The organism is Shewanella sp. Koi 1 (genome assembly GCF_052907445.1).
This window is the reverse complement of the sequence record NZ_JBREJM010000001.1, coordinates 3,809,990-3,836,513: the sequence shown is the minus strand read 5'-3', so window position 1 is coordinate 3,836,513 and position 26,524 is coordinate 3,809,990. Positions and strand designations below refer to the sequence as shown.

Below are 26,524 nucleotides of genomic sequence, written 5' to 3'. Positions count from 1 at the left end.
CATAGACTTCCCTCAACTTTGCCGCATCCATGCTAGCGATTCCTGTGTGTTTGTGCGTTTCTAAGGCAAGCTTGCCATAGTCACCTTGGGCTTCTTAGTTAAAGATACCTTTAATCATAAAGAAGAAGATGATCGACAGACCCGCACCCGCAGGTAAGGTGACCACCCAAGACACAACGATATTACGCACTACACCGATATTGATTGCAGCAATACCACGGGCCATACCCACACCTAATACCGCACCTACTAAGGTTTGTGTGGTAGAGATAGGTAAACCAGTACCAGAAGCAATAACGACAGTCGAGGCAGCGGCTAATTCGGCAGCAAAACCACGGCTTGGCGTTAAGTGAGTGATGTTTTTACCAATGGTTTGCATCACGCGCTTACCGAAGATTGCCAGACCCATCACGATACCAACGGCACCTAAAGGCAGGATCCACCAAACTAACGGAGACTTAGACGCAATTTGACCGCCACTGTTTACCACAGAGACAACCGCCGCTAGTGGGCCAATCGCGTTAGCTACGTCGTTTGAACCGTGGGCGAACGCCATACAACAGGCGGTGAGCACCATCAGGATAGCAAACACTTTTTCAACGTTAGCGTACATGGTTTTGTGGGTGGCCTTCTCATCCATTTTTAAACGAGAAATCACTACCTTACCCACGATACCCACGATCAGCGCAATCACGCCGGCTAGCATGTACGCTTCGGCACCTTTTAAGTGAATACCAACGTGTGATAAACCCTTAAGGATGGTGACTAACGACATGATAAAGCCCGCAAATGCCATGTAGAAAGGCACATAGCGTTTCGCGTTAGCGAGTGGGTTATCAGTGTTGAAAATCAGTTTTTGCGTGCTTTGGAACAGAATGAAAGCCATAAAGCCAGAGATTGCAGGGGTGATGACCCAAGAGCCAACGATACCACCTACTTTTTCCCAAGCGACTGAATCAGTGCCAACACCCACAGCCGCGAAGCCGATGATCGCACCCACGATTGAGTGAGTGGTCGATACTGGCGCCTAAGGCTGATGCGACAACTAACCAAATCCCTGCGGCTAACAGCGAGCCAATCATGCCGTATACCAACAATTCAGGGGTTTGGGTAAAGTAGCTTGAATCAATAATACCGTTACGGATCGTACTGGTTACTTCGCCGCCGGCTAAGTAAGCACCAGCAAATTCGAAGATCATTGCGATAATAATCGCTTGTTTAATAGTAATCGCGTTGGAACCCACAGAGGTTCCCATTGCATTGGCCACGTCGTTCGCACCAATACCCCACGCCATTAGAAAACCAAACGCGGCCGCAATGGCAATAAGCCACGGCCCATTAGTGGCTAAGACGTTAGCCACCTCCATACCTGCATCAACCATATTGATACCTTGATAACCTTATTTATTAAACGCGAGCCAGCATAAGCTCAAGACGCGAACCGACTCGTTCGGCAAGATCTGCAAGACCGCCGACCCATTCAATCGTTTTATAGAGGAACATCACATCGACAGGATTCAATTCTGATTCCAATGCAAATAGTTGACGACGTAATTGAATTTGCAGATCGTCAGTATCTTCTTCGATGATATCGAGTTCGTTGATCATTTTAGCCACTAAGTCGACTTCACGACCGCGGAAACCTGCTTCAAGCAAATCTTCGAGTTCGTTAATGACTTGTTTTGCAAGACCTACTGCGTCGATACAACGTTGTAGATACGCAATAAATGGCACTTGCATGACCTGAGGGATTAATAATTGACGGCCGATAACACGACCAGAGATATCTTTTGCTTTGTTAGCGATTTTGTCTTGTTGAGTCAGTAGTTCCAATAGATCTGTACGCTCAACTGGCATAAACAAGCCGCTTGGCAGAGTGAGGCGAATTTCACGCTTGAGTGAGTCACCTTGCTTTTCCGCTAAACTGATTTGCTTACGAAGTTGAACTGCGCCATCCCAGTTACCTGTGATGGTGGCTTCGAAAAAGGGGACCAGTAACGATGCGCAATCGTAGACTTTGTCCATGTGCTCTTGAAGAGGCTTGATTGGCGATTTTGCAAACACGCCCAAAATAGAGTTTACTGGCATTGCCGTTTACCTATTTAGATTGTTCCATGATTGGAAAAAGCGGGCGCATGTTACCCTATGCGTCCGCGTATTGAAACTGTGTTTTTTGAGAAAAAATCACAGCTTTATTCTAACGGGTTATATACCAACTTCAAAACCAAATCCTACGGGATTTTTATGACACATTTGTGACATTATGAACTAAAAGTGACGCATCAATGAATATTTGATGACAAAATGAGCGGTGCCGCAATGAATGCAGAGATAGAATTAAAACTGTTTTTCCTTCCTAAGTTTCAAGAATCCTTGATAAATAAGTTAGATAGCCTGCCAAACGCCACTCCGCAGGGAAAGCGTCGCTTAAGCAACGGTTACTTTGATACCCCCGGATTACAATTACGCCAATGGGACATGGGGTTAAGGGTACGCGGGTTTGATGGTCACAAAGAGCAAACCATTAAGACGGCGGGGCAAGTTGTGGGCGGGATCCATTCACGTCCCGAATATAACGTCACCATTGAAGCCGACAGCCCAAATTTAAGACTCTTTCCCGCCAATATCTGGCCCGCGAATGCCGATTTAGCCTCAGTGCAAGCGGCGCTTGGCTGCGTATTTCATACCGATTTTTATCGCCGCGCCTGGCATGTGACTCTCGAAGAGAGCCTTATTGAGGTTGCCTTGGACACGGGGGATATTACCGCTAATGGTCAGCATGAAGTCCTCTGCGAACTCGAGTTTGAGCTATTGTCAGGGGATGCCAGTGCCTTATTAACTTTGGCGATGCAAGTGGCCGATAGCGTTCCTGTTCGTTTAGGTAAAGCCAGTAAGGCGCAGCGCGGCTATCGACTTGCGGGGCAATCTAAGCCGCTAACCTTGAGTGCGCTGGAGTTTTTACCGCTGCCCGTGCCAGAGGATCTCAACCTGCATCAGCCCCACCAACAGGATTTAACGGCTACCTGCCAAGTGCTACTGGAAACTGCGCTCGAACGTTGGCAGTTGCTCGAAGCCATGATTGTTGAAGAACAAGACAACGAAGCCGTAATAGTCCTGTGGTGGCGGATGCGCGCCTGTATCCGTTTATTACGGATGACGCTGAGCCAGTTTGGTCTCGCCAATGCTACTTTGATGCAGCACTTTAATTTGATTGAATCGCAACTCACCTTTATTGAAGAGGCGCAGGCCCTCGCAGCCTTGCTCGGCAGTCAAAAAGGCTTATTGGCTCGGCACGACGCCCGTCAAGCTTTGATGCAACAACTACAGTTGCAATTTGAGGCCATGGATATCTCTGGGCGGTTAAACTCACTCTGGCAAAGTGTTGAATATGGTCAATTGCAGTTAGCGATTGTCGAGATCCTATTGGCGCTCAGCGCGGGAAATATCGAACTACCCGCAGAGCTTGGGCTATCCCAGCATGCTGATCATGCGCAGGAAGCCTCATGGCAGGCGGTACTCTCGGCTATGCCAAGCGATAAGACCATGACAGCCGAGGATTATTTACAGTGCGCGGCGTTACTGGATGAGAGTATTCAAGTAGGGCAAGCGTATGGGCTTTTGTATGAGGCAAAATCCCGCGATGCCTTTAGGGCACCTTGGCAGGATTTAGTGTTAGGGATTAGAACCTTAGCCTGTTATCAGCAATTGACGCTGGCGGCGCAAACCCTTGGCATCGACTTAAGCGACTGGCTTGAGGCTAAGCAGCAAAGCTTACTCTTTGCGATGGAGGCGTCGAGACAAAACGCGATGACGCAAACGACCTATTGGTAAATGGCCGATTGGTCATCACCCCATAGAATGAAGCTTAGGAAGGCCATGCCTTCCTAATTTTTTTGGGCTTCCAATGCCTGTTTTAACTCGGCAATTTTGGCCAGCATCTGCGCTTGATTCTGCTCCATCTGCCGCTGGTTTTCTTCCATTCTGGCAAGAGCCATTTCGAGTTCGCTTTTAATCTCCGCCTTATGGGCGTCTTGACGTTCTTGGCGCTCACTTTCATCGGGGGCGACAAATACCGAGGCCATATAACCCGAAATCACCCCGAAAAAGCTTACACCGCTGACAATCACTATGCCGCCCACAATATGTCCTGCGGTGCTGACGGGATAAAAATCGCCATAACCCACGGTCGAAATCGTCACTAAGGCCCACCAAATGGCTTGCTCGGCGGTTTGGATATTGGCGCCCTCGGTGCCACTTTCGACAATCAGAATGATGATAGAAGCGAAGGTTAAAATGGTCACCATAGCGACCAGTAAGCTGGCGAGGGTTGCTTGTTTGCGCTGCTTTATCAATGGAATAAGGAAAGAACGGCTCATGCGAATTAGGCGGATCACCCGCAGAATTTGGAACACCCTCGCGATACGCAGTGCCTCGATGGCGGGAATACTGGCGATAAAATCAATCCAATGATGGCGCAGATAAAAAACTTTATCGCGTGCGCGAAATAGGCCAACGAAAAAGTTAACCATAAAAATCATGCAAATCGTGGTATCGATAAAAAACAGTAACCGGTAGGTTTCTTTGTCGAGTCGGCCAAAGGTCATCACTAACACTATGATGACCGAGAGCAGCGACAACAGCATCATGGCTAATTCGAAGGGAGATGGATTACCCAAAGAGCGGAGCGACCAAGGGGTTTTATCTGTCATGCCTAACATGATCCCTGTGTTTTAAGGCGAATGTCTAAGGTAAAAGAGTTTACGCTATGAGTAAATTAACTTTGTGATAAATCGCCCGACTTAGGTTTGTCGGGCGCTTAAATGCTTAGAGGCGTAACTGCGATTAATCATCGGCGACAAAGCGTACTAAGTCTTCGAGCACGCGGCGTTTAATCTCAAGCTGAGAGTCAGCGCTAAGACCGTATTTCTCCGCGAGTTGTACATAATCTTCGGCGTTTAGAGAGACGGTTAAGCGGGGGCGAGTCGGACGTTTTGAAACACTTAAGCCTAAAATGGTACGGATTTGATCGGAAGGGCTGACACCCGCATCGAGCGCGGCTTTGCGAATAGAATATTGAAACTTTTCATCGAGATCGAAGGCCACTTGCGTCGCTTTTGCGGCTTGCTGGTTCTTTTGCCATTGCTCTGGGAGAGGGTGTTTCGTTTTACTCATTAGGCGCTACCTGTTGCTATCAACCGTACATTTCGAGCGAATTCAATTGGGATTGTAATGGCTTAAGCGATAAAGTGCGAGTCGCGCACTTTATCGTATGCCAAACTTTATTGACCGGGCCAGTAATCCCTAATGTCCGACAGGGGGCGGTATAAGGTCAGTACCACATCGGTATCTCCGCCTTCGTACACTTCGACTTCTACCGCGCGGCTTTCGTCATCATCGAGCAGTAAATAATATTCGAAGGGCTCGCCGGTTGCACCATTGGCATCCTGCGGTGGTTTTAGGCCGCGGTAGTCTTCGCGGTGAAAATAGCCAAACAGCGCAAAGGTCACTTGATGGTATTGCTTACCCAGCCATTGTTCGAGCTGCTCGGCTAGCTGTGGCGATAACTCTTGGGGGGTGAGTTCGGCGTGGCCTGGTTCATCGAACAGAGTGCTGAATTGCTCTAAATCGAATAACTGTTCCACCTGTGCGCGGGTAATTTTCATAGAGAAGGCGAGGTAAGTTTCATCGTCTTCTTCAAGACTCAAAAATAGCGTCTCGCTACCATGACCCTTAAGTACCCACTCGGTTTGCTGATTGCGTTCAAACTCATAGGTATTCACCGCTTCGACTTTGAGTTGCTGACCGCGCAATTGTGGCGGCAGAGCAAAACTATTGTCGATGGAGATCATATCGCCGATCTTGAGCGCAGAGGGATGGTTGAGTTCACGCGCTGGCGGCGCCTTTTTACCAAAAATACTGTTAAAAAATCCCATATTCGCTCCTAAACAGTGCGCACTATGCCAAAGCTCACGCTATGAGTGGGTGATTGGACATATTCGCGTGTCTAAAACAAAAAAGCCGAGCACAATAGGGGGTGATGGTCCCATCGGTGCTCGGCGTTTGGTCAATCATGAATTAGCTTTTACGTGCCTTAATACGTTCGAGCACGGCGTTGGCATTCGATTTTTGCTCACCTATGCCAGCTTCGGCTAATTTAGCTTGCAATGATTTATCGCTGCCTTCTTCGGCTAAGGTTTCAGCGGCTTTCAATCTGTCGTCAAACTGTTGTTGACGCGCCTTGATACGCTCTAATGAATCTTTAGCATTCAGCAGCTTAGAGTTGCTTGAGGCAAAAGAGTCGGTAATGGTCGCTGTTGCCTTTTGTACGCTTTCGGTGGTTTTAACCATGCTTAACTGACGTTGATAATCAGACAGTTGACGCTCAGTTTTCTTCACTAAATCTTTTAGGCGTACTGCATGGGCGCTGAAGCTATCATTAGCAGTTTGCTGCTCAGCCAGTTCTTGCTCTAATTGAGCAATTTTTTCAGCTACTTCAATGGCTAAGGCTTCGTTGCCTTTATCTAAAGCTTGCGTTGCATAGCCTTCGTGTTCGGCAATTGAACGCTTTAAGCGGTCAACTTCGCGGCTGGCTTGCATTTCTTTCGCCATCACATCGGTCAGTTCGCGCTTAGCGTTGGTTAAGTGTTTCTCGGCATCACGGATTTCCTGTTCGAAAATACGAGTCGAGTTTGCGTCTACGATGCTTTGGCCTACTTCGGTGGCACCACCGCGAAACGCTGTTAAAATTTTATTCAGAATGCCCATAGTAGTGGCTCCTTATTTCAGATAGTCGACCATTTCATCGATAACTTCTAAGCAGTTATCGGATAAGACTGCTAACTCTTGCTCGATTTCGAGCATGCTAGATTGCAGGGACAGCGCGCCGTAAACCACGTATTTGTCATCAATTTTGGCAAAGGCTGACAATGGCATTGGAATGTTTAATTCGAGCATGGTTTCAAACATTTCGCTGCGACGTTCTTGGTTTACTTCGTTCTCGCCCCATAGGTAGCTGATGCAGAGAATTTGGTTGTCCGTAACCGATACGAATACCGGGATTTCTTCACGGCCGACCACATTCACTTGCAACACTTCGACTTCACCATCAATTGGATAGCAATCGAATTGGAAGCCGGTTTGGCTGTTATTGCCAAGGCTGTTGAGGTGATTTGCAAGAGTATGGATATTCATATTTGTCCTTATTGACATATTATGTCTGTGTTCAAAGATAGCACCGAGACATAATATGTCAAGCACTATCTTTATCCGTTAAAAAAGATCCAGTCCTTGGGTTTCGGACCATGCCTGTTGATGATAATGGTACAACTGCAATGAACCGAGTTCGTTAGGCTTAATATTGGCGGCGTCCTGATAAAAATTGGCAGGAAATTCAAAGGCGCCTTTGACTAAACCTAAGGTTAACCAGTCATCCGCTATCGGCAGTGTTGTCAGCTCGCCAAGGCGATGCTGGGCATCTTTTCCCGATAGGGTGGCAATGCTCCAGCCCCATTCTCCAAAGCTTGGGACGTTATGGTGATACTGTTTTACGTCAAACCCCGCTAAAGCCAAGGTTTTCGCGACCGAGATAAAGGCCTTTTGCGCGTGATAGGGCGAGGTTGACTGTACAGTCAGAGCGCCATCACTGCTCATTAGTTCCTTGAGCTTGCGATAGAAATAATCCGAATAGAGCTTATTTAAATCGGGATGGCTAGGATCGGGCAAGTCCACAATAATGGCATCGTATTTATCCCCTGCGGCAATCAATTTATCGACTCCGTTAAAGGCGTCGTCGTGGATCACCTTAACGCGAGGATCGTTAAAGGCATTGCCATTGAGGGCTAACAGGGCTTGGCTTAGACGCTTAGGCATATCCGTATCGGGCGTTTTAAAGAGTTGCACCAATGCGGCATCCAGATCGAGTAAGGTCACTTGCTCAGGTTCCCAACGCAGCACTTGCTTTAGGCCCAGTCCATCACCACCACCAATGATTAATACCTTGTTGTGGCGAGCGCTGGCCGCAAGCGTTGGGTGAACTAAAAACGCATGGTAGATATGCTCATCGATACTCGAAAACTGTAATCGGCCATTGATATACAAAGAGTATATGGGGGAGAGGCCATTGCCACGTAAGCGCTCGGTAAAGGTGAGTTGTTGAAAACGCGTGGCCTTAGCGTAAACCACTTTGTCTTTATAGAGCAGATTGTTGAACTGTTGCTCCCAACTCGGCCCTTGAATGGCGAGCAGCAATAATACGCCCGTGACCACAAAATGCCCCGCGAGCAATAATTTCGCCCTTTGGATCTTGGGCCAAAAACGCCAGATAAACACAAAGCCAGCGAGCAAGTTAAAGCTGGCGGTCAGCGCGGCGGCGAGTTGAATATCGATGGCCAGCATAAAGCCGACCCAAATGGCTGCGCCAATCCCTGCGCCAATATAGTCGGCGCCATAAATGGTACCGGCATTATGCAGTAAGTGTTCATCTGATAGAGATTGTCTTACCCTCGCGATCAGCGGAATTTCCATCCCGATCATCAAGCCGAGCAAAACGCCCCAGACATAGGGCAGATATTCGCTCAGCTTTTGCAGCGAGCCAATCATGCCACCCTCGGGCAATTGATCCGGTGGTAAGCCTAAGGTGGAGGCGATAAGCATCGGCAGCTGCTGACCAAAACCTATTACGGCTGCGGTAATTAAAATCGCCAGCGAGCCGCAGAGCGCGACCGTGAGTTCGAGCACCACAAAGCCAGTAAAGGCATCTTTAATTTTGCGAGCGGCAAAGGCGCCAAGACCCATGGAGACGATCATCAGGCCGATCATAGTGTAAATGGCGGCTTCTAACGCGCCTAAGATCCGGCCTGCGTAGTGGGACAACAGGTATTCGTAGATCAGGCCACACCCAGCGAGTACGGCCATAATGCCCAATAGTAGGACATCATCGAACCAGCTTAGGCGACTCGTTTTTACCGCTTGAGTCGCCGAGCCAGTTATTTGGGATTCGTGCATTGGATTACGCCATTAGGGCCGTGAGAATAAGTGCGATAGCAATACTGATGGCCATTTCTACGGCAGCTATACCAATGTTGTGCTGTCTTTCAACCTCATCCGCTAAATCGATTCGTGCCAGCACTAGCTTTTTGATCACAAATAGCAGCAGTGTCAGTACGACCAACATGATGATGGAGAACACTAACCAGCCGATGATGTTAGTCACATAGGCGGTTGGGTTGAACAGGATAAAATGACTCGCGGCATTAAAGCTAAGTGCCATGGCGATCATAAAGCCTGCGTGGCGAATGGCTAATGCCGTGTGGCCTTGGGCGAGAGCTTGCTGCATGGAAGAGTCTTGATTACGACTCGCGAAGCGTTTTTCGCGTAGGCGGGTGAGTAGCACTAGCATCAACTGTGAAATCGCAAAGGCGCTGAAGATGGCAATAAAGGTGTCGAGTGTTAAATCCTCGGCCCATAGCAGTACGGCGCGAATAATGATCGCGGTAGCGATGGCGGCGCTCGCATCCACAATGGCGACAGACACGTTGCCTTTAAGGATTTGCTGGTTCTTATCTAATTCATTTAGCGCGATTTTGTCGTGTAAAAAACGTCCGAGTTTAATCAGCACTAAACCAAATAACCCGTAGGCGCTCATGCCAATGGCTTCGGTTAAATAGGAGGGGGCAGCAGCGCCAGTAATAGCACCGGTCAGCACTATGCCGAGCGCGGCAACGGCGCCGGCGGTGCTGATCCCAAAGGCAAAGTTATCACGTTCGGCCAGCTCTTTACTGCTGTTGACTCTGACGCTCCAACCCTGCAAATAACGCATTAATGTCAATAAGATAACCGCAATAGTGAGGTCAATTGCCAGTATGGTGACTAGCTCTGGTGTGATACCGAAATCCTGAAATAATGTCATGGGAGATCCTTTAGTTTACTTGCCTCGGCGCACACTGCGGGTCGTGCGGTTGCTGGAATTACGGAAACTGCTGTCTTTAGAATAATTTGAGCGGAATTTGCTGTCCGACTGCGCGCTAGACTTATTCGCTGTGGTATTGGTTTTAGGCGCGCTGCTGCTCTCACGGGAGAGAGCCGTGGCACCCGTGCGCGATTTTGAATAAGGGCTGTCGAAGCGTTTCCCTTGAGAATCGAAACGTTTTTTGGTCTGCTCGAAGGTTTTTTCCTGCGCCTGTGCTTGTTTTGGCGAGGTATAGCGATAGCGACCTACGTCGTTGTAATAGCTGTAGCCACGGTTACCCGACCAACGGTCGTAATAAATGGGGCGGTGGAAGATATTCGAAAACATCGAATACATGCCGTACCAAGCCCAGAAGGACATGCCGCTCGAGTCTGTCTGCCAGCTGCCGTAGGCTGGGTTACCCACCAATTGGCTACCAGGGCCAAAATCTTCGGCATTATTGGCAAGGGCCGCCGCTTCACGGCTGATGGCATTAACGCGGGCAAGCTTGCCATCCGACATATCGGCAATCACGTTGACGGGATCGGAAAGCATGTCGTTATACAGGCTGGGATCGGCCGCTTGATAAAGATTCTCAACCTCGGCGAGTTGCTGGTCGAGATCGGTAAAGTTAGCCGAGTTTTTGGCATCGTCTAAGCGGCGCTTCAGCGACGTATACATTGGCCCTTCGGCGGTGGAATCCTTGGCTAATTCATCCAAGAGTGGCGCGAAATCGGGCTTTTGTTGTTTAAGCAAACTGCTGTATTGCTTGAGCAGATTGGCGTTACGTACTTGGCCGTCCTCAAGCATAGTATTGAGTGTCGAGAGGCGCTGCTGAGTGAGTTGTTGATACTTCTCAATTTTCTCTGGCCTGTCATCGCCACAACCCGTAAGCGATAAGGTCGCGGCCAAAATGAGTATCGACGTGAGAACCCGCATTAGCATTCCTGCCATGTTTTCTCCAAAAGTGCTGAAATAAAACTCAAATATGGGCGGACAATAATAATCTACTTGCCCAATATGTTTGCCTCACAGGTTATAGTACCCTAAACAGCCAAGAAAGAGGGGGCCACTTTCTGTTGGGCTGAGCTTGCATTTGCCATGGAGGGAAATTTGCCTTGAGGCATGGCAATGGCATCAAACCTGATGTGGCTTCATTCTATATCATTTATGACATAATATGTCGATGTTTAAATTTGTTAGGGATTATTATGGCCGTACAAAAAGACAGTAATAAGTCATTGTCTCCCCTCGTTACTCAAGCCGCAGAGCGGCATTGGGCACGCCTCGCCGAAGTATGGTCAGAAGGACTGGCAAATTTAACGCCTGCGCAGCAGCAGGAACTGAAAAACGTTTTAGGATTAAGCGATTATATCGCAGCGCAGTTAACTCGGTCACCCGAGTGGATTAACACTTTATTCGCGGGCGATCTGCAGCAAGTGGAGCGGCAGACCTTTGATGCCCAGCTACACGAACAGTTAAATAGCGCGACGACTGAAGACCTCGCAAAACGTCAATTACGCCGATTCCGTAACTATCAAATGGTGCGTTTAGCCTGGCGAGATTTTTTAGATTACGCCAGTTTAGAAGAGTCACTGTTAGACCTCTCCGCACTCGCCGAAGCGTTGGTGATTGGTGCAAGGGATTGGCTCTATAAAGAAATGTGCGCCCAATATGGCACGCCAATGGATAAGGCGGGCAATCCGCAGCCTTTGCTTATTTTGGGCATGGGCAAGCTCGGTGGGCGTGAGTTGAACTTCTCCTCCGATATCGACCTGATTTTTACCTTCCCCGAGCATGGCGAAACCGTGGGCGGGCGCCGAAGCCTCGATAATCAACAGTTTTTCATCCGTATGGGGCAGCGGCTAGTTAATTTACTCGACCAAATTACTGTCGATGGGTTTGTGTTCCGCGTCGACATGCGCCTGCGTCCCTACGGCGAGAGTGGTCCATTGGTGGTGAGTTTTAGTGGCCTTGAGGATTATTACCAAGAGCAAGGGCGGGATTGGGAACGCTATGCCATGGTCAAAGCCCGTTCGCTCGGACCGTGGAATCATTTTTCCGACGAATTGCACTGCTTGCTGCGCCCCTTTGTTTATCGCCGTTATATCGACTTCTCGGCGATTGAATCCCTGCGCAAAATGAAACAACTCATTGCCCAAGAAGTGCGTCGCCGTCAGCTAACCGACAATATAAAACTCGGAGCGGGCGGGATACGTGAGGTGGAGTTCGTGGTGCAAAGCTTCCAGCTGATCCGCGGCGGCCGTGAACCCGCCCTGCGCCAGCAGAGCCTATTTGGAGCCATGGATACCCTTTACAGCCTAGGGCAATTCGAGTACTTAGCGGTCGATGAGCTAAAACACAGTTACTTATTACTGCGCCGAGTCGAGAACCTGTTACAGGCGATTGATGATAAGCAAACCCAGACTCTGCCAAATAATCCCCTCGATTGGGCAAGACTTTGCGCAGTGCTGGATATGATCAACGAAACCGATCTTCGCACCCATATCGAGGCGGCGATGGCGAAAATTCATCGTCATTTTAAAGCCACAGTTGGCGGTGAAGAAGGTGAGGAGAAAGCCGAGCATTGGACTGCGCAGCTGTGGAATGTGCAGCAGGACGACCACGCGATCAATCTCCTCGCCGAGCAGCAGATTGACGACGATAAACTCTGGCCGCTGCTCAGCAGTTGGCGCGACACCGTGACTAAACGCTCGATTGGTCCCCGTGGTCGTGAGACCCTCGATAAATTAATGCCAAGGTTGCTGGACGAGTTACTCAATCAGCCGAGCCCTTCAGCGGCCTTCGAGCCTGTCTCAAAGGTGCTAGAGCAAATTCTAACGCGCACCACCTATCTTGAGTTGCTGTGCGAAAACCCCGGCGCACGGCAACAGCTTGTGAGCCTGTGCTGCGCCAGTCCTTGGATTGCGGCGCAGCTTGCTAAATTCCCGATGTTGCTCGATGAGCTTATCGACCCTGCGCATCTGTACGATACAACCTCGCTTGATGATTACCCCAGTGAGCTACGCCAATATCTGCTGCGAGTACCTGAGGATGATATGGAGCAGCAAATGGAGGCGCTGCGTCAGTTTAAGTTGTCACAACAGCTGAAAATCGCCGCCGCTGATGTGACTGGTGTTTTACCTGTGATGCAGGTGAGTGACCACTTAACCTTTTTGGCCGAAGCCATTATCGAACAAGTGGTAATGCAGGCATGGCAACAAGTGGCGGTGCGCCATGGTGTGCCCAGTTATCTTGAGGAAGGCAACGACACCGGCTTTGCGGTCATAGGCTATGGCAAATTAGGCGGTATCGAATTGGGTTACGGTTCGGATCTGGATTTAGTTTTCCTCTACGAAGCGCCCGAAAATATGGCCAACAGCCTTACCAATGGCGATAGACCGATAGAAGTGGGTCATTTTTATTTGAAACTGGCTCAACGTATTTTGCACTTATTCTCGACCCGAACCACCTCGGGTGAGTTGTATGAAGTGGATATGCGCCTGCGTCCGTCTGGCGCATCGGGCTTAATGGTGAGTGAGATTGCGCGCTTTGGTGAGTATCAAGCGCAGGAGGCCTGGACATGGGAACATCAAGCCTTAGTGCGTTCACGTTTTGTTTTTGGCGATAATAGTTTAGCGGCTAAATTTAGCCAGATCCGCGCCTCTGTGCTTGAGCAATCAAGAGACAAGGACGAGCTGAAAAAGGCCGTGCGTGAGATGCGCCAAAAGATGCGTGACCATTTACTTAAGGTCAGTGACGGTGAATTCGACTTAAAACAGAGCCCCGGCGGGATCACGGATATTGAGTTTATCGCCCAATATTTAGTGCTTGCTCATGCCCATGAGTATCCCGAGTTGTCGATTTGGTCTGATAACGTGCGTATTTTTGGTGTGCTGGCCGAGCTTGAGCTGTTGCCTCTGATGAGCGCGCAGCATTTAACCCAGAGTTATTGCTGGCTACGGGATGAAAATCATCGTCTCACCCTGCAACAAAAAGCCGGTAAGTTAGCCTTTGATGATGTGGCAGCTCACGCGGAGCGAGTGGTTGTGATTTATCAGGCAATCCTTGAGTAAATCAACGTGGGCCTTGCAGTTAGTCTAAGCTTGTTAGAGAGCCATTAGCGGAGTGTACTATGCAACTACCTCCCATTCCTGAGAATGAGTTACAACGTTTAGCCACCCTAAGGGCGCTGAATGTACTCGATACAGATGCCGAGGAAAGATTCGACAGGATCACTCGGCTAACGCGGCGGATCTTTGCCCTGCCGATTTGCGTGGTGACTTTAGTCGACGCGAATCGTCAGTGGTTTAAGTCTCGCCAAGGGTTAGAGGTGACTGAAACTCCAAGGGATATTTCCTTTTGCGCCCATGCTATTAACCATGATGGCGTGTTTATCGTTAACGATGCCCTCAAGGATCCCCGTTTTTTCGATAACCCCTTAGTTACCGAGCCTCCGCATATCCGGTTTTATGCGGGTTATCCTCTTACCATTCAAGGGGAATATCGGGTTGGGACGCTGTGCTTAATCGGCAATGAGCCGCGGGAGTTTAGCGACGATGATATTGAAACCTTAACGGATCTGGGACAAATGGTTGAGGCCGAGCTGCTGTTTATCGCGCAAAATACCTTAGATCCGCTCACCATGATCTCTAATCGGCGAGGGTTTGAACTGCTGGCCTATCAATCTCTTGCCAGTTGTCGACGTACTAACGCAAAAGCGGCGTTAGTGTTTTTTGACCTCGACTTTTTTAAAGAAGTAAACGACAGCTTTGGCCATCGTAAGGGCGACCAAGTGCTCTATGATTTTGCCCATATTTTAATGGCGGCCTTTAGAGAGTCAGATGTAATAGCCAGATTGGGCGGGGATGAGTTTGTGGTGCTGCTCAGTTTTGTGCAGCCTGATACCGTCAGTTTTGCCATCGAGCGTTTTAAGTTATTGCTTGAGCAATATAATCAGCAACGTCCGCAGCAGCGTCCGTTAGAAACCAGTATCGGTGTTGCCCATTGGTCGCCAGAATCCGATATGAACCTTGAGGATTTACTCGATACCGCCGACCGGGCTATGTATGAAAACAAAGCCTTGCACCACTTAGATAAGCCCTAGTAGATTGGGCATTCGCTCAGTGATAAGCAGATTGAAAAGCTAAAAAGGGAGACTGTCGTCTCCTTTTTTATGGGCGTAGTTTAAGCGGTAATTTGTAGCACCCAGTGCTGATACAGGGGCAAACCGATTAGCACATTTACCGGGAAGGTAATCCCCAGCGATGCCAGCATCGCTAAACCGATATTGGCCTCGGGAATCGCGGCGCGGATAGCGGCAGGCGCAGCAATATAGGAGGCGCTGGCACTTAAGGCCGCAAGTATTAAGATGCTGCCTTCGGGCAATTCCAACCACAAACCGACTCCGATACCACACCATGCCAAAATAAACGGCGTAACGGCGGCAAATACTAACAGGCGCCATTGTTGCAGTGGCAGCGGTAAACAGACTTTCGCCGTGACTAAGCCCATCTCCAGTAAAAACAGTGCCAGTAGGGTTTTGAAGCCGCCGAGCAGCACAGGTGTGAGAGGAGCAAGTCCCGCCGGGCCATAGAGCCAACCTATCACGACACCGCCAACCAGTAGCACGACGCCACGGCTGGTTAGCGCCTCATGTAACACACTGGATTTATGGGCCGTTGGCGCGGCATCTTGTCCCGCCTGTTTTGAGCTTAAGTATCTGTGCAGCCAGAGCATGACCACAATCGCGGGCAGTTCGAGTAGTACTAGGTATAGGGTGGTTTCGGGCCTTAATTCCATTCCTGATTTTTCGACCATGGCGAGAACCACGGCAAAGGTGCCCGCGCTCACCGAACCATAATGGGCGGCGATGCTAATGGCATCGGTTCGACCGAGTTGCACTAAGCGCGTCAGGACAGGGTAAAGCACTAAGGGGATCAGTAAGCCTAAGGCGACAACGGCAACCAATTCGGTGATCACTAGGTTTTGGGTATGACCGTGCAGCGCCATACCGCCCTTAAGCCCTAAGGTCAGCATTAACAAAATCGAGAGGGTTTCGTAGATGGCGGGGGGGACCTTAAGATCGGATTTAACCAAACCGGCGAGTAAACCTAAGGCGAAAAACGCAATGACAATATCTGGCATAAGTATCTCATTAATAACGACATCAACAGAATAATGCGCCGAGAAAGTTCTGCGGGCATCGATGGCTGGAGATTCTGAACCCAATTCGCTATATTGAAAAATAAATTGTTTGCAGATTAGGTATAGATAATCGTCTATGAGTAAATCATCCCAAGGCCAACTTAAACTTCGGCACTTAAGCTTTCGTTTGCTCGAGGTCTATGTGCAGGTCGTCAGGCTTGGCAATATCTCGGCCGCCGCGCGCGCCTTGCATCTCACTCAGCCGACGGTCTCGCTACAGCTGAAGAAATTGGCGGATATTTTGGGTGAGCCTCTGTTGGTAAGCGCTGAGGGGCGAATGCAGCCGACCTTAGTTGGGCAAGAGCTCTATCGGGTTGCCTGCGATACCTTGAGTCGTTTCGAAGACTTCGATGCCTTTATCCAGCAGGCGAGGGGCGGCAGTGTGGGCCATATCAATATTGGTCTAGTGACCACGGCAAAATACGTGATGCCTCGGATTCTAGGGGCCTTCTATCGTCAATTCCCGCAGGTCAAAGTCACCTTAAATATTGGCAACCGTGCGCATATTTTGGGGCGATTCGAGCGCCAAGAAGATGATTTATATCTCTTTAGTCATCCCCCAAGTGGTGAGCATGTGTTATCGGCGAGGATCATTAAAAATCCGCTGCAACTGATAGCCCCAAAGGATCATTGGGCGGTTGAGCGCCAACACCTCAGCTTTAGCGAATTGAAACAAGAGCGCTTTATCATGCGCGAGCCAGGCTCTGCCACACGGCTGATGTTTGAGTCTTGGTGTAGCGCCCAAGGGATAGCATTGAGCGACACTATGCAAATTGAGAGCAACGAGGCCATTCGTTTAAGCGTGGCGTCGGGCTTAGGATTATCGGTAATTTCGGCGCACACTCTGCAAGAAGGCCGTGAAAAACCCGCAATCTTGTCGGTGAAAGGATTTCCACTGGAGAGTAACTGGTATCTGGTGGGGCGCAAGGATAGGCGCCTACCCTATGCTGCCATGCAGTTGGTGTCGTTTATGGCGAGCCAACTTGCCGACTGTATTGAACCTGAGTGGGTTGCTGCGGATATTCAGCAGTTAAGCCAGCGATTTAATGGGTGACAACATGGCTTAACGCTAATGTGTTTTTACATGAGGATGTCTCTTACATCCAAAGTGGCGTCGTTTCCTTGTCGTTTTACCGCAATAAGTGCACCTTGGAGGTCATTTTTATTATTATCACGGTCTAGAGGAGTACTGTGGTAAATATTCGCTTTTTTCTGATGTTAATCGTGACCATGTTGGGATGCCTCATTCTACTCTTTGTTGGCTCATTTCAATGAGTCGACTATAGGTACGGCGAAACTCAAAACTGAGGGCGCCGCCTTGGTAGAGTTCGCTCAGTGGCACTTCGCAACTTAAATATAAGCTCACCCCTTGATCGTATAACTCATCGATAAGGCTGATAAAACGCCGCGCTGGATCATCGTTAGCGGCGTAGGACAGTTGCCGCTCTCCCGTGGTGGCCGCTTGATTGTCGCCTGTGCCATCTTCAGTGCCGCGGGCGCGGATCCAACCTTTTACTTCGCCCCCGAGTCTTGGCACATTGCTTAGCATTAACACCTTAAATCGGCTCGCAATTTCAATATAGTCGAGTAGCGAGCGCGGGCCATCACACAGGGCATGAAAATCAAACCAAGCGACCGAAGGCTGCTGGTCTTCGGTAGTGGCGTGCACGACGGGAATATCCCGCTGACAGATGCGCAGTGTGCTGGCTTCAAGCACGGGCGCGTCATGCGTCAGCGCCGCAAAAATGGCCTCGAAATCCAGTGTGCCCGTCAGGCCAATATTCTTTGAGGTGGCGGCAATGGCCTCTGCCGACGGTTCGTGATTCAAGGCGTGCAACCTGTGGTCTTGCTCGCCATTCAGATGCAGCATTTGGGTATGGGCTTGGAGCAGGGCAATGCAGGGTAAAAATCTGTGTCTGGCGAGGCCATTTTCATATAAGCGCTCGATGGGAATGTTGGATGTGGCGACAAGCACCACCCCTTGGGCAAACAAGGTTTCAAACAAACCGGCGAGGATCATGGCATCCCCTATGTCTGAGACAAAAAACTCATCGAAACAGAGTACCTTGCACTCCTGCGCTAGATTTTTTGCGATCAGCTTAAGCGGATCGCGCTGCCCCGCATGTTCCTTTAAGGCTTGGTGCACCCGCGCCATAAAGTGATGAAAGTGCAGCCTGAGCTTTCCCTGTTGTGGCAGGGCATCGAAGAACAAATCCATAAGAAAGGTTTTACCCCGGCCAACATCACCCCACAGATATAAGCCTTTGATTGGCTGAGCGTCTGTTCGACCAATAATCTGCTGATACAGCTTATCTAAGGTGAGTACCGCCTGTGCCTGCGCGGGATCCTCAATCAGCTCGGTGCCGATTTTGGCCTGATAAATGGCCAGAGGTGATTGGGGGGCGGTTGTCGTTGTGAGCTGGTTTAAGACCATGGAATTTGTCATCAATTGAGCCAGTGTTATCCCTTTGCGGCAGCAAGCTTGGGCTGATTTCGTGTGAGGTGTTAAGCCTAAATCTGCTGAAAAACCTTGCCAGCCTAACACAGTTAATCAGCGGACTAAAATCTTACCTAAAACCGACTCAAGTCAAATATCAAGGGAATCCAATGCTTTATTCTTCAGGTATTTTCACTTAACATCTTTTTCACAAAATAATGAGATGGAATTAAACCTATGGGTAGCAAAGGTAATGGTGTCACTTTTATCAGTGCCTCAACCTCCATTGAGGGCGAGATGCAACTGGCGGGCACGGCATTAGTTGCGGGGAAATTAGCGGGAAATATCCGCTGCGCCGGACAGATTAAAATCGAGCTTGGTGGCGAAGTTTCGGGTGAGCTCAGCTGTGATGAACTGAAAGTCTGCGGAGTTTTTCGCGGCAAGGTGCGTTGCAATAAATTAGTGATTGTCAGCTCTGGCACGGTCGAGGGCGAAGTGCTTAGCCATCAATTAGAAATTTATGAAGGTGGGCAATTTATCGGTCAGCGTGTTATCGGCCAAGAGCTGGAACATCTACCCGAGCTATTACAAACCTTAGCGCCAGAGGGCGCAGCCAAAAATACCAAAACCGCTCAGACTAACGCCTTGTATGCTCGGGATAATCAGCCGGGTGCGCGCAAATGGTTACCCTATGGCGCCGCGGCCGCAGCTGTCATTGTGCTGGTCAGTGTTATAACGCCCGCAAAATTAACCACTTGGCTAAGCACCCTTAGTCAACCAGCGGCCATTACAGCAAATACTGCCAAGGGCGAGGTACAGAATCGTGAGAATTTGCGCGCGCAGAATGAGGGCGGTGAAACTCTGCTGCCATCACCCGTGAAAGATGACTCGTTCGTCAATGATAGCGCTGTAGCAAGCGATAACGACACGCAAACGGCTTCAGCCATGGCATTAGATAACCACGATGGCAGCAATCCAGAACACCCAAGCGAAGCGCATCCTAATATGGAGTCTGGCGCCGCCATGGAAGACTTAGCGCAAATGGAGCAAGGCCATGCCCAGATGTTACAACAGGGCACGGCGAGCGATGTACCTAGCGGTAAACTCTAAAAATTAATCGTTTACTTTGACCACCTCTAGCTGCCAGCCCGGCAGCTTGTCGGTGAGGTCGGCCGTTATCCTATCGACATCCCCCCGTAAAATCACCAAAGGTTCGCCGCTAAAGGCTTGCTGAGTTAATTGCTGCAACTGAGCGGGCGTCAGATCCTGCAGCTTTGCGCTCATCGCTTGGTTCGACTGGGGATCTAATCCCAACACGAGTTGATGAATAAACTGGGTTTCGCGCTGGCTGGGATTGTCTTGGGTTAACAGTGCTTCGCCAATCAGATAGGTTTTAAGGGCGGCAATTTCCCCTTCGCTTGCGGGCGCTGAGGCCAGCAGGTTGAGATGATCTAAAATCCCCACCACAAAGGCGCCCGTGTGCTCTATTGCCGTACTGCCATAAAACTTAATGCTGGTGGCGAGCGGCGCATTAGCGCATTGGCCGTAAATGCCATAGGTTAAGCCGCGCTGTTCACGTAAGTCGTAATAGAGTCGACCCGAAAAACTGCGTCCCATGATGGCGGCCAAACTGCGGCAAGCGAGTGGAATATCCTGCGCTGATAAGTGTTTATCGTCGAGGGCATAACCGATCCGTACCTGAGTTTGCACGCTGCCCGGCGCATCAATCAGATAGATAGTGTGGGACTGCTTTATCGACGCCGTCGCTTGATTAAGCGGTTTTGGTTTTGTTGATGCCGTTGGCAAGCTTGAGTTTGTAGCACTCGGCCACAGGGCGAGGCTTTGCTTGAGATCAAACTCGGCTTCTGCGGCCTCTTTGCCTTCTAAAAACAGGTGCCACTTTGCTTGGGCAAACGTGCGCTGCTGCAATTGCGACAGCTCACTTAAGGTCAGTGAGTCGTACAGTGCCTGATTATTGATGCTCTGATTATAGGGATGTGCCGCCCCGAGGAGTTTATCGCGCCAGACTTTATCAATTTCGACGCCACTAAAGGCATTTAAGTGCTTATTGAGTTTCAATTGGCGGCGGATATTGTCGATATCGACCGCTGCCACTCCATGTTCGCTAAACGCATCGGCTTGCCAAAATTGTATCAATAGGCGGTAGAGATGATTAACCGGCATGGGGCAGGCTAGGCTCAGATTGATACTGTGCAGGGTAACGCGAGTCTCGAAGGTTTCAAGGCAGGCATCGGGTTGGTTGAGCGCCAGACTGCGGGCTTTTTCCTGCAAGGCGAACTGTAAAATATCTGGATTTTCGAAGGGCATGCTGGGACTGATGGCGACGAGGCTCACCCTGTTACTCAGCCCTTGGTTGCTGTGTGCTGTGTGGAGCTGGTAGGGGAGTGTTAAGCCATCGGGCACCACATCGATAAACGCCGATTCCGTGGGCAGGCGGATCAGCCCCACCTCCGGTAGCTGAGTTGGGGTATCGAAGCTTGCCAAGCTGGGCGCTTGGGTGGCGGTAAAGTTAAGCTGGGTCTGTTGGCAGGCCATTAGCGAGATACCGATAAGGCCAAGGCTCATGGCTTTTAGGCCTTTAAGGAGATTTTGCACTATTGCCAATCTAGTGAATGGAATCATTTTTATCATAGTACCGCGTCCTCAAGGCTATCGCTCACACCCGATGGCAGCCACTCCAGCAATGTCTTTCCTACGCGGATATACCAAGGCGGTAACAGGTCAACCCTGACCATATCGGTGGTAAAGTATCGCGTGGCAACCCGTTGAATATCCTCTGCACTAACGGAGTTAATCCGTTGCCACTGGGCCGTTAAAGGATGCATTTGGTCTTGTTTCGCCGTGGCGGATAACAGGGTGGCGAGCGATTGAGTGTTATCGAGCAGCGCTAACTGATTGTTCAACCAGCTTTGTTTAAGTTGGCACAGTTCTGCGTTGCTCAATGGTGTCTGCTGCACTTTAGCAACCACGCTTAAAACCTTTTCCGTTAAGTCATCGAGGGAGGTTTTGGCCCTAGGCACTAAGACCAGATTGGTCATGCCATGATTTTCCAGCTCAAAGGGCAATGAATAACTCAACATTTGTGTCGGATCGTGCTGGCTGATTTGCGCTATGGCGCTGCGGGTATTTTGGAATAAATTGCCTTCGAGCAGGCGAATCGCGGCGGCGTCGGGATGATTTTTACCCACAGTATGCCAGGCGAGCAGTAAGCCGGGCCAAGGACCACGCTCATCAATAAGCTCTGCATGCACGGGTTTGGGAGTGATTTTCAGCTCATCAAATTCGGCTATGGGCTGACTAGGCGTGGGCCAAGCATTAAAGTATTGTGCTATAAGCGACTTAACGTCGGAGGGAAGCTTGCCGACTAAGGATAACTGCATCGCATCGGGGCGATAATGGTCGCGGTGAAAGGCGGTTAAACGCTCGGGACTCGCCTCGGTAATATCCTCGCGGCTGCCAATAACACCGTGGCCGTAGGGCGTATCCTTTACTTGCTCTAGCAGAAACTCCATCGCAATGCGCACATAGGGCTGGTTATCTATGGTTTGCGCCATTTCTTGGAGCACGGTTTCCTGCTGATTTTTCACCGTAGTCTGGTTCAAATCGGGGCGAATAAAACGATCGGCCTCGAGGAACAGCCCTAAGTTGAGGGCTTGGCTGGGTAGAGTGACGTAATAATTGGTGTAATCGAAGTGGGTACTGGCGTTAAAACGCGCCCCTAGGGCACTTAACTGCTGGGCATAGCTGTCGCCGGGAGCCTGCTCGCTGCCCTTGAAGAGCATGTGCTCGAATAAGTGCGCATAGCCAGTTTGGCCCTTGGCCTCATTGCGCGCGCCGACATTAAACTGGCTGGCAATGGTCAAGGTATGCATATCTGCCTGCGGCAAGAGGTGCACCGTGAGGCCATTGGCCAAAGTGTAAGTCTCAATTTGCGACTCGAGTTGATACAGTCGCTCGGCGCCCGTTATCTGGCACTGCGCCTTAAGCGCAGGGCTAAGCAACGCAATAACTAGGCCAAAATAACCGCTAAGGTATGGTGTCATTTAGCATCCTATCTAAATTACCCGCTGAAGGCTTTCATCCGTGTGGTTGGTAGGCAGGTTAACCCACTCGTCTGATTTCATCTAAATCAGTTGAATAGCATTCAGTTTTTTAAAAGAACTGCTATGATGGCACAGTTCTTTTTCTGGCATAAGTACAAGATATGGTAAGCAGATCTCCGTTCGAATCCTTTCAGTGGAAAAGCGATATTTTTAACTGTGAAAGCACTGATATCGATAATTTTTATCTACAGCTTGAGCAGGAAATGTCCCGTTTGGGGATGGTTGAGAAAAAACTCGGTGAAGTCGGCAAGTACAGCGTTAGTCTGTATCAATCTCCCGCCGCCAAATCTGGCTTACCTTCGTTATTGATCAGCGCAGGGTTTCACGGTGAAGAATCGGCAGGCCCTTGGGGCTTACTGCACTTTTTAAGTGAGGCATCGGCCGATTTATTCGAACGGGTGAATTTGAGCATTCTGCCTCTGGTGAATCCAACAGGCTTTAAGCGTGGTCATCGATTTAACAAGTTTGGTGAAAACCCTAACCGTGGTTTCGTGTTTGAAAATGGTAAACCTAAGGCCAATGAAAGCACCTCGGTCGAAGGTAAACTGCTGTTAGACCATGCGCAGTTACTCATCGCGGCGAGCCGTGACGGTATTTTAACCTGCCATGAGGACGTGCTGAGCCGTGAGGCTTATGTGTATTCCTTCGAGCCAAGCCAAGTGCCTGGACGTTTTAGTATCGATTTACGCGATACCCTAGGGGGCTATTTCCCTATCGCAGAAGATGGTGAAATTGATGGTTGCCCGGTTAAAGATGGCCTCATTTTCAACCACTTCGATACTTCATTTGAGGCGTGTTTAGTGCGTAGCGGCGCGCGTGTCGGTGCCTGTACCGAAACGCCAGCACTGCAAAACTTCGACCAACGCGTCTTGGCAAATAGCGCGGCAATGACCCATTTCTTGGCCCTTTGCGCACCATTATGCGATTGATTCGATAAGTTCTATTTCGATTGAAACAAAAATACCCGCCTAGGCGGGTATTTTTATGGGCGCAGCGGTATTAACCGCTGCTGACGATTACGCTCGCCGATTACTGATTAATAATCGTTGGCACGCCTGTACGCTCATCGAGCAGCTTTTTAATCACTGCTGAATCGGTATCGGCCTTAGCAATAAACTTGGCGATTTCTTTCGGTAAGGTCAGAGAGACTGGCTCTGCTGATTCAAACTCGGCAATGGTGCGTGACAGTGGCTGGTGCACGGCTAAGTAGCGCTTACCATCTGGCTCTTCGGTCGCTTTAATTGGTTGGTTCACAAATTGTACTCGGGTACCCACTGGAACCGTTTTGAATAAGTGTTCAATGTCATCGTGGCGTAAACGCACGCAGCCTTGGCTGACACGTAAACCAATACCGAAGCTGGCGTTGGTACCATGGATGGCATACAAGTTACCAATGTAGAGCGCGTAGAGTCCCATTGGGTTATCGGGACCCGCTGGCCATACTGCAGGCAGAATTTCGCCCCTTGCCGCATATTCTTTACGAATACGTGGTGTCGGTGTCCAAGTTGGGTTAGCGCGTTTACGTTGAACACTGGTGACCCAGTTTTCAGGGGTATCTTTACCAATCTGACCAATACCGATTGGCAGTACTTCAACTGTGTTCTTACCTTTTGGATAGTAATACAGGCGCATTTCGGCGACGTTGATGACAATGCCTTCACGCGGCGCATTTGGCAGAATGAGCTGTTGAGGAATTAATAGCTTGCTGCCTGGTGTTGGTAGGAAAGGATCCACGCCAGGGTTTGCTTCCAGCAAGTTGCTTAGACCGAGTTGGAATTTAGCGGCAATATCTTCGAGGGTGTGTTTACCCTCTGGCACTGTGTAATACAGGTTCTCGCCAACTAACCGACTCTTCGAAGACGGTAAAGGGTATTCCGTTGCTAAAGCGGAAAGACTCGGAAAAACCAGAGTCAATAATAAAGCTGTGGTGCGAAGCATACTCATAAGCGGATACTACGATTCCTGTTAATAAAATAACCTGTTTTACGCGGCTTTTTCTCCCCAAAACAGGGCGGCAAATTGTTGGGCAAAGTGCACTGGCGCGCGAAGCTCGCATCCTTCCTTATTTTGGCCATTATTTCAACTGAAATATGATCCGTACGGCGTATTTATCACTTATTTTAGCCTTAAGCGTTTTGCGAGGCGATGCAGATTGCCAGGGTCGAGTCCTAAGGCTCTGGCCGAGGCGGCCCAATTGCCGTTTTGCGCCGTGAGCACTTGTTTGATGTAGTCACGCTGAAAGGCGTCGGTCGCTTGGGCTAAACTGGCACCTTCTAACGGGCGAAGCTGGGTTTCGTTTACGCTTAAGCTTGTCGATGCGTTTGTCTCTACAGAGCTTTGTTTAAACGGTAAATCAAAATGTTGTGGCGCTATGGTGCAGCAGCCATCCTGTGCCGAGACGCGCGCCAGCACGGTCGCCCTGTGAATGGCGTGCTCGAGCTCGCGCACATTGCCCGGCCATGCATATTGATTGAGCAACATTAAGCTACTGGGGCTAAAGTTAAGCTGCTTCATCCCAAGCTTTTGCCGATATCGCTCGGCGAAGAATCCGCTCAACAAGGTGATGTCTTGCTCACGTTCCCTCAGGGGCGGCACCAGCAGGGGGAACACACTTAATCTATGGTAGAGATCGGCCCTAAAGCGGCCAGCCAGCACTTCTGTCTTCAGATCCTTATTGGTGGCGGCAATGATACGCACATCGACTTTAAGACTGCGATCATCCCCCACTTTTTGAATATCGCCATATTGTAATACCCGCAGCAACTTGGCCTGAAGCGTGAGCGGAAGCTCACCAATTTCATCGAGAAAGAGTGTGCCCTTATCGGCCATTTCAAACTTGCCACTGCGATGGCTGATGGCGCCGGTAAACGCGCCTTTGATATGGCCAAAGAGTTCGCTTTCGGCAACCGATTCTGGAAGCGCCGCGCAATTGAGATAAACCAAGGGTTTGTGCTGTCTCGCGGACTTTTGGTGTATTGCCTGTGCAACTAACTCTTTGCCTGTTCCTGTCTCGCCTAAAATCAGTACGTTAAGGTCGCTATGGGCAACAACTTCTATCTCCCTATTTAAGCTTTGCATCTGGGGCGAGTTACCGATGATTTCGGCATCGTGGTTAAGGTTGGGGCTTTTTTCCTGCACATGGGTCGAGTGGCTATTGAGTGCCATGCGCTCCAACTTTTCAACCAACAGGGCGTTGCTTAAGGATGCGGCGGCAATCGCACTTAAGCTGCGAAGCTCAGTATTGCTGAATTGGTCGAACTGTAGCGGATTAAAGGCATCGATAGTCACGGCACCGATAAGCTGCTCGTCGGCAAATAAGGGCAGTCCGATACAGGCATGGACCTTCAAGGTCCCAGTTTGATTGGGGATCAAACCATCGTAGGGATCGGCAAGTTCACTGTCGGCGGGAAAGCGCACTATATCCCCCGCACGGGCAATGGCCTCAAGCCTTGGATGTTCATTCAGGATAAAGCGTCTGCCGAGTACATCCTCGTTCAAACCGTCGATGGCCAGCGGGGTAAAATAGTGTCCATGGAAGGTGAGTAGCGCTGCTGCGTCACAGTGCAGGTTAGCTCTCACCGTATCGAGCAAGCGTGTGAAGCGGTCCCTGTGGGCTAAACCAGAGGTGATATCCAGAGCGATACGGGTAAGGTCGGTTTGACTAAGGGCCATAAAAACTCCTGCAGCGAGGCTTCCCTGATTTATACCATTGATTGTTATATTGACACAGGTTATTTAGACACTGCTAACCGTCAATGCGGTATGGCCATAAAAGTGTGGTGGACGATAAACGGCGCAAACTATAAAAAA

General features: G+C 49.8%; 21 protein-coding genes and 1 pseudogene. 6 read left to right on the top strand and 16 right to left on the bottom strand.

What is annotated here, in order from left to right:
• Nucleotides 1-94 precede the first annotated feature (94 nt).
• Together ACUZ8J_RS16910 and ACUZ8J_RS16905 are read right to left on the bottom strand one after the other, a co-directional pair.
• A pseudogene (locus ACUZ8J_RS16910) lies at nucleotides 95-1,382 on the bottom strand (inorganic phosphate transporter).
• Between the two features lie 25 nt (nucleotides 1,383-1,407).
• A complete protein-coding gene (locus ACUZ8J_RS16905) occupies nucleotides 1,408-2,088 on the bottom strand; it encodes a TIGR00153 family protein (RefSeq protein WP_011623862.1) in 681 nt (226 codons plus the stop codon).
• A gap of 231 nt (nucleotides 2,089-2,319) precedes the next feature.
• On the opposite strand from ACUZ8J_RS16905, the gene ACUZ8J_RS16900 reads away from it, so the two are divergent.
• Nucleotides 2,320-3,831: a CYTH domain-containing protein gene (locus tag ACUZ8J_RS16900; protein ID WP_446694434.1), complete on the top strand. Its 1,512-nt coding sequence runs from the start codon at nucleotides 2,320-2,322 to the stop codon at nucleotides 3,829-3,831.
• Nucleotides 3,832-3,884: 53 nt separating this feature from the next.
• On the opposite strand, the gene ACUZ8J_RS16895 is transcribed toward ACUZ8J_RS16900, so the two are convergent.
• The 8 genes from ACUZ8J_RS16895 to ACUZ8J_RS16860 form a co-directional block, all read right to left on the bottom strand.
• The gene (locus ACUZ8J_RS16895; protein ID WP_446694433.1) at nucleotides 3,885-4,709 is read right to left on the bottom strand and encodes an ion transporter; all 825 of its coding nucleotides are present in this window, start codon (nucleotides 4,707-4,709) and stop codon (nucleotides 3,885-3,887) included.
• 133 nt (nucleotides 4,710-4,842) lie between these two features.
• The gene (locus tag ACUZ8J_RS16890) at nucleotides 4,843-5,172 is read right to left on the bottom strand and encodes a hypothetical protein (protein WP_446694432.1); all 330 of its coding nucleotides are present in this window, start codon (nucleotides 5,170-5,172) and stop codon (nucleotides 4,843-4,845) included.
• Nucleotides 5,173-5,279: 107 nt separating this feature from the next.
• Entirely contained in the window at nucleotides 5,280-5,933 is a 654-nt protein-coding gene (locus ACUZ8J_RS16885) for a hypothetical protein (RefSeq protein WP_446694431.1), read from the bottom strand.
• Between the two features lie 142 nt (nucleotides 5,934-6,075).
• The gene (locus ACUZ8J_RS16880; protein ID WP_011715973.1) at nucleotides 6,076-6,765 is read right to left on the bottom strand and encodes a PspA/IM30 family protein; all 690 of its coding nucleotides are present in this window, start codon (nucleotides 6,763-6,765) and stop codon (nucleotides 6,076-6,078) included.
• Nucleotides 6,766-6,777: 12 nt separating this feature from the next.
• Nucleotides 6,778-7,191: a YjfI family protein gene (locus tag ACUZ8J_RS16875; protein ID WP_007645549.1), complete on the bottom strand. Its 414-nt coding sequence runs from the start codon at nucleotides 7,189-7,191 to the stop codon at nucleotides 6,778-6,780.
• Nucleotides 7,192-7,269: 78 nt separating this feature from the next.
• A complete protein-coding gene (locus ACUZ8J_RS16870) occupies nucleotides 7,270-9,003 on the bottom strand; it encodes a polyamine aminopropyltransferase (RefSeq protein ID WP_446694430.1) in 1,734 nt (577 codons plus the stop codon).
• Between the two features lie 4 nt (nucleotides 9,004-9,007).
• Nucleotides 9,008-9,907 (bottom strand): DUF350 domain-containing protein, encoded by a 900-nt coding sequence (locus tag ACUZ8J_RS16865; RefSeq protein ID WP_011623854.1) that lies wholly within the window; start codon nucleotides 9,905-9,907, stop codon nucleotides 9,008-9,010.
• Between the two features lie 15 nt (nucleotides 9,908-9,922).
• Complete coding sequence (locus tag ACUZ8J_RS16860) at nucleotides 9,923-10,900, bottom strand: hypothetical protein (RefSeq protein ID WP_446694429.1); 978 nt, start codon at nucleotides 10,898-10,900, stop codon at nucleotides 9,923-9,925.
• A 257-nt stretch (nucleotides 10,901-11,157) separates the two neighbouring features.
• Here ACUZ8J_RS16860 and glnE point away from each other — a divergent pair, with 257 nt between their 5' ends.
• Together glnE and ACUZ8J_RS16850 are read left to right on the top strand one after the other, a co-directional pair.
• Complete coding sequence (gene glnE, locus ACUZ8J_RS16855; protein WP_446694428.1) at nucleotides 11,158-14,022, top strand: bifunctional [glutamate--ammonia ligase]-adenylyl-L-tyrosine phosphorylase/[glutamate--ammonia-ligase] adenylyltransferase; 2,865 nt, start codon at nucleotides 11,158-11,160, stop codon at nucleotides 14,020-14,022.
• A gap of 59 nt (nucleotides 14,023-14,081) precedes the next feature.
• Nucleotides 14,082-15,053: a GGDEF domain-containing protein gene (locus tag ACUZ8J_RS16850; RefSeq protein WP_011623851.1), complete on the top strand. Its 972-nt coding sequence runs from the start codon at nucleotides 14,082-14,084 to the stop codon at nucleotides 15,051-15,053.
• Between the two features lie 80 nt (nucleotides 15,054-15,133).
• On the opposite strand, the gene ACUZ8J_RS16845 is transcribed toward ACUZ8J_RS16850, so the two are convergent.
• Complete coding sequence (locus ACUZ8J_RS16845; RefSeq protein WP_446694427.1) at nucleotides 15,134-16,093, bottom strand: sodium-dependent bicarbonate transport family permease; 960 nt, start codon at nucleotides 16,091-16,093, stop codon at nucleotides 15,134-15,136.
• A gap of 136 nt (nucleotides 16,094-16,229) precedes the next feature.
• Between ACUZ8J_RS16845 and ACUZ8J_RS16840 the strand changes: the two genes are divergently transcribed.
• Nucleotides 16,230-17,207, top strand: coding sequence for a LysR family transcriptional regulator (locus ACUZ8J_RS16840; protein ID WP_446694426.1), 978 nt, complete (start codon nucleotides 16,230-16,232; stop codon nucleotides 17,205-17,207).
• 189 nt (nucleotides 17,208-17,396) lie between these two features.
• Here ACUZ8J_RS16840 and zapE read toward each other — a convergent pair whose 3' ends face one another.
• Nucleotides 17,397-18,599, bottom strand: a complete 1,203-nt coding sequence (gene zapE / locus ACUZ8J_RS16835) for a cell division protein ZapE (protein ID WP_446694425.1) — start codon at nucleotides 18,597-18,599, stop codon at nucleotides 17,397-17,399.
• A 228-nt stretch (nucleotides 18,600-18,827) separates the two neighbouring features.
• Here zapE and ACUZ8J_RS16830 point away from each other — a divergent pair, with 228 nt between their 5' ends.
• Nucleotides 18,828-19,700, top strand: a complete 873-nt coding sequence (locus ACUZ8J_RS16830) for a bactofilin family protein (RefSeq protein WP_446694424.1) — start codon at nucleotides 18,828-18,830, stop codon at nucleotides 19,698-19,700.
• Nucleotides 19,701-19,703: 3 nt separating this feature from the next.
• Here the strand turns inward: ACUZ8J_RS16830 and ACUZ8J_RS16825 are convergent, their stop codons facing one another.
• Nucleotides 19,704-21,242 (bottom strand): M16 family metallopeptidase, encoded by a 1,539-nt coding sequence (locus ACUZ8J_RS16825; RefSeq protein ID WP_446694423.1) that lies wholly within the window; start codon nucleotides 21,240-21,242, stop codon nucleotides 19,704-19,706.
• Nucleotides 21,239-22,654, bottom strand: coding sequence for a M16 family metallopeptidase (locus tag ACUZ8J_RS16820; RefSeq protein WP_446694422.1), 1,416 nt, complete (start codon nucleotides 22,652-22,654; stop codon nucleotides 21,239-21,241). Before ACUZ8J_RS16820 ends, ACUZ8J_RS16825 begins: the two co-directional genes overlap by 4 nt.
• 161 nt (nucleotides 22,655-22,815) lie before the next feature.
• On the opposite strand from ACUZ8J_RS16820, the gene ACUZ8J_RS16815 reads away from it, so the two are divergent.
• Nucleotides 22,816-23,643, top strand: coding sequence for an N-acetyl-ornithine deacetylase (locus ACUZ8J_RS16815; RefSeq protein WP_446694421.1), 828 nt, complete (start codon nucleotides 22,816-22,818; stop codon nucleotides 23,641-23,643).
• A 100-nt stretch (nucleotides 23,644-23,743) separates the two neighbouring features.
• Here the strand turns inward: ACUZ8J_RS16815 and ACUZ8J_RS16810 are convergent, their stop codons facing one another.
• Both ACUZ8J_RS16810 and norR read right to left on the bottom strand, forming a co-directional pair.
• On the bottom strand, nucleotides 23,744-24,658 hold the full coding sequence (locus ACUZ8J_RS16810; protein WP_011715987.1) for a L,D-transpeptidase family protein: 915 nt from the start codon (nucleotides 24,656-24,658) through the stop codon (nucleotides 23,744-23,746).
• 171 nt (nucleotides 24,659-24,829) lie between these two features.
• On the bottom strand, nucleotides 24,830-26,386 hold the full coding sequence (gene norR, locus ACUZ8J_RS16805) for a nitric oxide reductase transcriptional regulator NorR (RefSeq protein ID WP_446694420.1): 1,557 nt from the start codon (nucleotides 26,384-26,386) through the stop codon (nucleotides 24,830-24,832).
• Nucleotides 26,387-26,524: the final 138 nt, after the last annotated feature.

Coding starts and splice junctions, on each gene's coding strand:
- ACUZ8J_RS16820 (WP_446694422.1), bottom strand. CDS start 22,654: ATGACACCATACCTTAGCGGTTATTTTGGCCTAGTTATTGCGTTGCTT.
- ACUZ8J_RS16825 (WP_446694423.1), bottom strand. CDS start 21,242: ATGATAAAAATGATTCCATTCACTAGATTGGCAATAGTGCAAAATCTC.
- ACUZ8J_RS16860 (WP_446694429.1), bottom strand. CDS start 10,900: ATGGCAGGAATGCTAATGCGGGTTCTCACGTCGATACTCATTTTGGCC.
- ACUZ8J_RS16895 (WP_446694433.1), bottom strand. CDS start 4,709: ATGACAGATAAAACCCCTTGGTCGCTCCGCTCTTTGGGTAATCCATCT.
- norR (WP_446694420.1), bottom strand. CDS start 26,386: ATGGCCCTTAGTCAAACCGACCTTACCCGTATCGCTCTGGATATCACC.
- ACUZ8J_RS16830 (WP_446694424.1), top strand. CDS start 18,828: ATGGGTAGCAAAGGTAATGGTGTCACTTTTATCAGTGCCTCAACCTCC.
- ACUZ8J_RS16880 (WP_011715973.1), bottom strand. CDS start 6,765: ATGGGCATTCTGAATAAAATTTTAACAGCGTTTCGCGGTGGTGCCACC.
- ACUZ8J_RS16890 (WP_446694432.1), bottom strand. CDS start 5,172: ATGAGTAAAACGAAACACCCTCTCCCAGAGCAATGGCAAAAGAACCAG.
- ACUZ8J_RS16870 (WP_446694430.1), bottom strand. CDS start 9,003: ATGCACGAATCCCAAATAACTGGCTCGGCGACTCAAGCGGTAAAAACG.
- ACUZ8J_RS16815 (WP_446694421.1), top strand. CDS start 22,816: ATGGTAAGCAGATCTCCGTTCGAATCCTTTCAGTGGAAAAGCGATATT.
- ACUZ8J_RS16905 (WP_011623862.1), bottom strand. CDS start 2,088: ATGCCAGTAAACTCTATTTTGGGCGTGTTTGCAAAATCGCCAATCAAG.
- glnE (WP_446694428.1), top strand. CDS start 11,158: ATGGCCGTACAAAAAGACAGTAATAAGTCATTGTCTCCCCTCGTTACT.
- ACUZ8J_RS16885 (WP_446694431.1), bottom strand. CDS start 5,933: ATGGGATTTTTTAACAGTATTTTTGGTAAAAAGGCGCCGCCAGCGCGT.
- zapE (WP_446694425.1), bottom strand. CDS start 18,599: ATGACAAATTCCATGGTCTTAAACCAGCTCACAACGACAACCGCCCCC.
- ACUZ8J_RS16850 (WP_011623851.1), top strand. CDS start 14,082: ATGCAACTACCTCCCATTCCTGAGAATGAGTTACAACGTTTAGCCACC.
- ACUZ8J_RS16840 (WP_446694426.1), top strand. CDS start 16,230: ATGAGTAAATCATCCCAAGGCCAACTTAAACTTCGGCACTTAAGCTTT.
- ACUZ8J_RS16845 (WP_446694427.1), bottom strand. CDS start 16,093: ATGCCAGATATTGTCATTGCGTTTTTCGCCTTAGGTTTACTCGCCGGT.
- ACUZ8J_RS16900 (WP_446694434.1), top strand. CDS start 2,320: ATGAATGCAGAGATAGAATTAAAACTGTTTTTCCTTCCTAAGTTTCAA.
- ACUZ8J_RS16810 (WP_011715987.1), bottom strand. CDS start 24,658: ATGAGTATGCTTCGCACCACAGCTTTATTATTGACTCTGGTTTTTCCG.
- ACUZ8J_RS16875 (WP_007645549.1), bottom strand. CDS start 7,191: ATGAATATCCATACTCTTGCAAATCACCTCAACAGCCTTGGCAATAAC.
- ACUZ8J_RS16865 (WP_011623854.1), bottom strand. CDS start 9,907: ATGACATTATTTCAGGATTTCGGTATCACACCAGAGCTAGTCACCATA.